This window comes from Acinetobacter bouvetii (assembly GCF_902753875.1).
Classification (GTDB): Bacteria; Pseudomonadota; Gammaproteobacteria; order Pseudomonadales; family Moraxellaceae; genus Acinetobacter; species Acinetobacter bouvetii_A.
In genome coordinates, this window is the sequence record NZ_CADDTS010000041.1 from 23226 (window position 1) to 29597 (window position 6372).

Consider the following 6372-nt stretch of genomic DNA (forward strand, 5'->3'; position numbering starts at 1 on the left):
AACCAGCCATTTAGTTTTTCTCAAACAAAAATCACCCGCGTGGCTGCTTGAAAGTAAATCAGTTGCTTATTGAGATCTCTGAGCCTTCAATTTTAAGGCAAAAAACAAACCGAGCCCCAACACTGCACTAATCAACAAGGTTAAACCGTTCCAGCCATAATTTTCCCAAACTAAGCCGCTGCTACTACCCAAAATGCTAGATCCCATATAGTAACTGAACAGATACAGCGAAGAACCTACCGCGCGATATTGTAAAGATTGCACCGACACCCAGCTACTTGAAGTTGAATGCGCCGCAAAAAACGAAAAGGTAAATAACACCAGTCCCAGTAAAACCACTGCAATGGACGGAATCAACATTAACCATAAACCAGCGAGCATGCTGATCAACATGGCAGGCAGCACTTTATCCCGACCAAATTTTCTACCCCAACTGGCGGCACGTGGTGAACTGTAAATCCCTGCAATATAGGCAATGGAAATCAAACCAATCCAGGTTTGAGAAAGCTCAAACGGTTTCTCCAGCAGGTGATAACTCATATAGTTAAACACGGTGACAAAGCAGCCCATTAAAATAAAGCCTTCCGAAAACAGTAAACGTAGCTTGGGATCTGCCAAATTTTTAACAAAGGATTCTTTAAAACGGGAAAAACGAATGGGATAGGATTTGAAATGTTTGGATGCAGGTAAAACCATTAAAAAGATGGTGGCGATCAATAAATTCAGCAACCCTATGATTAAAGTGGCCGTTTGCCATGAAATAAAGTCGACCAGGACGCCTGCAATGACACGCCCGCCCATTCCGCCAATTGCCGTGCCTGAAATATACAAGCCCATGGCAAAACCAATATCTTTTTTAGCGATTTCCTCACCAATATACGTCATCGCCACTGCTGCTACGCCACTGACTGCGATGCCAATAAATATCCGGGTGGTTAAAAAAATCTCCCAAAACGGCAGTACAGAACTCAGAATCAATAAAGTTGCAGCTAAAAACAATGCCCAAACCATAATCGGTTTACGGCCAAATCGGTCTGAAATAAAGCCGGTAAACAGCAATCCTATGGCCAGAGCAATGGTGGAAAATGATAAAGGGAAACTGCTATGGGTGGGAGAAACCGCAAAAAATTTTGCAAAAATCGGCATCATCGGTTGTACGCAGTACAAGGATGAAAAAGAGGCGAAACCGGCCAAGAAGAGCGAGAGAAGGATGGCTGAGAATGGCTTGGTTCCATACTCAATGTGCGTAGGCACTGAACTTAAATCAGACATAAGGACTCCATATGCCTGATCAGTATACCCCGATTTATCCGCAGCAGTTGTAGGTCTTTACAACATGTAGAAGGCAATAAGAGAACTTAAAAGGATTGTCATCTTGTCAGCCAAATCGTACATAAAATGCGGAAATTTACCGCTAGGCAGATTTTTTGATTCACCCTATATTTGATTCATAAGGAAAAAGGAAGTTTCCCAAACAGAAAACAATAATAATAGGTTTGAGCATCAGGATGTGAGGTACGACAGGAGTTATACCTAAACAACCCATACAAAAGAGGCCCTATCATGATGATGGGGCTTCTTTTTTGAATCAGGAAATGCCTTTCAAGCTTTTGAGATAAGCAACAACTTCTTCATTACCGGCCATTTCCGCAAGATCCAAAGCCGTATAGGTACTGCGGTGATTAACATCCGCGCCTTTGCTAATGAGTAATTTCACCACTTCCAGATGATCATTTTCTGCAGCGGCATGTAAGGCACTATAGCCTTCATCATCGGCAGAGTTGACGTCTAATCCTTCCTGTAAAGCCTGCTCGACTTGGTCAATGTCACCTAACGATGCCCAGTACACCAGTTCAGGAAGATGCAGTTCGTCATCATCTTCAGGGATTGGAGAGAATGAGTTGAGTTTCATAGATAAAAGCCTAAATATATTTGTTTAACTTATTTCAACTTATTAGCTGCATTATTTCAATTCAGTTTTTATAAAGTGAATAATATTAATAGCCATAATTTGAGTACAGCATAAGATTTCTAAAATTGTAATTTGATCAAAATTCTTCACATCATAACGATCATTAACTTCAGGAAATTTATCTATTACTTTTCTTAAACCATTTAATTTTTTGTAATCAGTTATTCTAATGACCTGATCAAAAGCACTTACTAACTTATGACTAAACTTATCTCTCATTTCCTTATCATTTAGCCTTAATTTGAAAAAAATTAAAGCTTTCAAAAAATTCTCGAATGAATTTCTAAAATTTAAAGCTGCTCGACTAATACCATGACCGCTTAAAACAATTTCAATCCCTGCTCTTAACTCACCATTAGCTGAACCAAGCCATTTTTTCGTTCGTGTATCCTTACCTAAGCAACACAAAACATCATCAAAAGTTAGAACATAATCAAAGCAAGAAAAAAAATACTCCTTAAGATCTTTATAAGATTTTTTTGCTTGAATAAGTTGATCCTTTATAGCTTCGGGCATATCTAGATATTGTTCTATATCTCTTAAAGGAGGAGTACCGGCTATAGTAGGAATGTTCAGCAACCAAAATTCCCCATCGTAATAAAAAGGAAATCTATTATTAATGATAAAATTCTGACTTCCTGGTTTTGTAACTTTCTCGAACCATTCAAAGACATATTTTGCCTCTACAGAATTAAAATCTGTATCAACAATCTCTAAACACATACGTCTATAGGCTTCAGAAGCCCTAACACGATGAGGAATACCTTGTTTAATAAATTCATCGTTTAAGTTATTTAACCATTCCTCAGAAATCATTTTTATACTCAACTTATTCAATTATTTTTAAAAATTTTAGAGCCATTAAAAAATAAAAAAAAGCCCCCTTTCGGAGGCTTCTTTTCAACTTAACTTTTAAGCTTTAGAAACTGCTGGCTCACTTGAACCAATCTTTTCCGACTCATCGTCATGCATGATTAGCGCAACAGCAATCGCAGTAATCAACACCGGTAAACCGACTGCCATAAAGTTAATGTGCGCTGGCAGGTTCATACCCAATAAGCCACCAATTAAGATTGGGCCTACAATCGCACCCATACGACCAATCGCAGACGACCAGCCAATCCCTGTCGAACGTACTGCAAGTGGGTAGAACTGTGCAACATAGCTATATAGCAACATTTGCGAACCAATCGATGCTGCGCCCGCCAGGAACACCAAAATGTAAAGCAGGAATTGATTCGACTGGAAGCCCATCAAGCTCATCACAATCGCACCCAGCATGCCCAAAACCATCAATACTGGTTTCAAGTGGAAACGGTCTGCAAGAATACCACCGCCCACAATACCCACAACCGCACCGACATTCATCACCATCATAAACATCAGGCTGTTATCCATCGAGTAACCAGCAGCCATCATCAACTTTGGTAACCAACTGCTCAAAGCATACATGGTCAATAAGCAGGTGAAGAATGCTACCCAAAACAATAAGGTATTGGTTGCACGGCCTCGACGGAACAAGCTCACTACATTTGCCGCTTCAGGTACATTTTCCTGAGGCAAAGTAAATGTAGTGTGGTCTGTAAGCTTCGTATTTGGTGACAAGCGACGCACAATACGACGTGCTTCAGCCTGCTTGTTTTGCTTGACAATAAACGCTAAAGATTCAGGCAAGAATTTCCAGATTACAGGCAATAAAAATAAAGGAATACCTGCAATAAAGAACATGATTTGCCAACCAAAATCAGGCGTAAACCATGATCCCAATAAAGCTGCCATCACGCCACCAACGGCATAACCGCTAAACATGGTAGTCACCAAGGTACTGCGCATTTTTTGTGGCGCATATTCAGAAGTCAGCGCCACCAGATTTGGCATTACACCACCAATACCCAAGCCGGCAAGAAAGCGTAAAATACCAAATTCAGTTGGGTTAGAAGCAAAACCTCCAGCAAAGGTTAAACCACTGAATAAAACAATACAGATCATGATCACTTTTTTACGACCAATCTTGTCAGCCAAAGAACCAAAGATCATCGCACCAAACATCATGCCTGCAAGAGCTGTACTGGCAAGCATTCCTGCTTGAACGGCACTTAGGCCCCAGTCCTTCATTAATAGTGGTAAAGTTACACCATTAATAGCCAAATCATAACCATCAAATAAAATTACCAGTAAACACCAAGCAACTACATTGAAGTGAAAAGGCGTAAATTTCGCATTGTCGACTACAGAATTTATATCTACAGTTTCCATTGTCATCGTTCTCATCTCCCATGAGTACTTGTCCATAACATCCTTAAATATTCAGCTGAATATTTAAATTTGACGCAATATACGCAAGCCGAATTTAACGTACAATAAGACTAATTGATATTCTTCTATGATCACTGAAATGGCATTTATTTGTGTGATATATCACAGTATTATTAGATTATTTAATAATCATTTTTATTATTAAACGGGAACTTTCATCCTTTTATTAGAGTTGTGTTTTAATTTATTTGATATTTCATGAAATAGTATAAAAAACCCCTTCATTTGAAGGGGTTCTGACATTTTTTAAATATTTGGTTCTTACAGATTTTGATCACAATGTAATCATTGGGCTTTTATAGTGTTCAGCTTTTTGACCGCTAGCTGGTCGGCAGCTACCACTTTATCATGACGAACAATCAATGCTACCGCAAATGCCACAATAATCACCGGTAAACCAACTGCCATAAAATTAAACTGATGTGGCAATTCCATACCCAGCAGCATACCAATCAAGATTGGCCCGATAATCGCACCACTACGCCCCACTGCAGAAGCCCAGCCAATACCAGTTGAACGTACTGTTAGCGGGTAATACTGCGCGACATAACTATAAAGCAAAATTTGTGAACCAATTGCTGATGCACCGGCAACTGCAACCAGTAAATAAATCACAGGTTGTGGAGATTTAAATCCAAGTAATGATAAAGCCACTGCGCCCGACAAACATAAAGTAATAATGACAGGTTTTAAATGGAATTTATCTGCAAGAATACCGCCACCGACTGTGCCAATCACTGCACCAATATTCATCGCAAGCAGGAACATTAAGCTGTTATTCATTGAGTAACCTGCTGCCATCATCAGTTTTGGTAACCAGCTGCCTAATGCATATAGCGTTAACAAACACATAAAGAACGCCAGCCAAAACAACAGCGTACTACCCGCACGTCCCTGCTTAAATAAGCTGCTTACAAAAGCACGTTCAGACACTTTAACTTCGCTAAGTTCAAATTTAGTTTGTGCATTCAGAACTAAATTTGAACTCAGATGCTGCAAGATATTTCGCGCTTGTTCATCCTTTTGAGCTTTGACTAAAAAGGTTAAAGATTCAGGTAGGAATTTCCAGACTAGCGGTAAAAGCAGTAATGGTACGCCTGCAATAAAGAACATGATTTGCCAGCCAAAATTTGGAGTAAACCATGCACCAAATAGCGCTGCCATTACACCTCCTACGGCATAGCCACTAAACATCGTAGTGACCAGTGTTGCCCGTAAACGCTGCGGAGCATATTCTGAAGTTAATGCAACAAGGTTTGGCAATACACCACCAATACCCAGCCCTGCAAGAAAACGTAACAGACCAAACTCGGTAGGATTTGAAGCAAATCCACCCGCAAAGGTAAATCCACTAAATAGAACTACACAGATCAAAATTACTTTTTTACGGCCAATTTTATCCGCCAAAGTCCCGAATAACATGGCACCAAACATCATGCCAGCAAGCGCAGTACTGGCCAGCATTCCCGCTTGAACCGCACTTAATGACCATTCCTGCATGAGTAAAGGCAAAGCGACTCCATTGATCGCAAGGTCATAGCCATCAAACAGAATAATCACTAAACACCAAAACACGACCTTAAAATGAAAGGTCTTAAATTGAGCTTTATCAATAACGTCATTCACATTGACTGTATTCATTGTCACATCTCACCTCCTGTGAGTTTCAGTTCTTTGCGATCACTACGACACACATGACATGAATCTTTTTTTATTTTGATGATTCATAAAACCATGTTTTCGTAACTAGCTCAGTTGAACACAGCCATTTTTGAGTAAATACTCTACAAAAGTATTAAAAATGACCAGAATTCTAGACCCTTGGGTTTAGTTTTTAACCATTTTTAAATTGACAAGGTAGAATTTGGATCAGTGAAAATAATGATAACTTGTAGCTATAGCATTTTTTTATTTTTTACTAAACCCATCCCCTTGCAAAGAAAAAAAATCCCCCTCAGCATAAGCGGAGGGGGATTTCGAATAATGAGCTGGCGATGACTTACTCTCACATGGGTAATCCCACACTACCATCAGCGCTAAGAGGTTTCACTTCTGAGTTCGGGAAGGGATCAGGTGGTTCACTC

The 6372-nt window shown here is 39.7% G+C and carries 5 protein-coding genes and 1 rRNA gene; all 6 read right to left on the reverse strand.

Translation table 11 applies throughout. The annotated features are described in order from the left end of the window. Positions 1-66: 66 nt before the first annotated feature. The gene (locus tag FB6_RS12465) at positions 67-1272 is read right to left on the reverse strand and encodes an MFS transporter (RefSeq protein ID WP_174560304.1); all 1206 of its coding nucleotides are present in this window, start codon (positions 1270-1272) and stop codon (positions 67-69) included. A 316-nt stretch (positions 1273-1588) separates the two neighbouring features. Further along, positions 1589-1912 carry an ankyrin repeat domain-containing protein gene (locus tag FB6_RS12470; RefSeq protein WP_174560305.1) on the reverse strand — a complete coding sequence of 108 codons (324 nt, stop codon included), beginning with the start codon at positions 1910-1912 and terminating at the stop codon, positions 1589-1591. 51 nt (positions 1913-1963) lie between these two features. Beyond that, a complete protein-coding gene (locus tag FB6_RS12475; RefSeq protein WP_174560306.1) occupies positions 1964-2788 on the reverse strand; it encodes a hypothetical protein in 825 nt (274 codons plus the stop codon). Between the two features lie 96 nt (positions 2789-2884). Further along, positions 2885-4234, reverse strand: a complete 1350-nt coding sequence (locus tag FB6_RS12480; protein WP_174560307.1) for an aromatic acid/H+ symport family MFS transporter — start codon at positions 4232-4234, stop codon at positions 2885-2887. Between the two features lie 339 nt (positions 4235-4573). Next, positions 4574-5935: an aromatic acid/H+ symport family MFS transporter gene (locus tag FB6_RS12485; protein ID WP_174560308.1), complete on the reverse strand. Its 1362-nt coding sequence runs from the start codon at positions 5933-5935 to the stop codon at positions 4574-4576. A gap of 339 nt (positions 5936-6274) precedes the next feature. Beyond that, a 5S ribosomal RNA gene (gene rrf / locus FB6_RS12490) occupies positions 6275-6372 on the reverse strand; the annotation flags it as partial.

What these genes read in the sequence shown, in the direction of transcription:
- FB6_RS12465 (WP_174560304.1), bottom strand. Translation starts at nt 1,272, where the DNA reads ATGTCTGATTTAAGTTCAGTGCCTACGCACATTGAGTATGGAACCAAG.
- FB6_RS12470 (WP_174560305.1), bottom strand. Translation starts at nt 1,912, where the DNA reads ATGAAACTCAACTCATTCTCTCCAATCCCTGAAGATGATGACGAACTG.
- FB6_RS12475 (WP_174560306.1), bottom strand. Translation starts at nt 2,788, where the DNA reads ATGATTTCTGAGGAATGGTTAAATAACTTAAACGATGAATTTATTAAA.
- FB6_RS12480 (WP_174560307.1), bottom strand. Translation starts at nt 4,234, where the DNA reads ATGACAATGGAAACTGTAGATATAAATTCTGTAGTCGACAATGCGAAA.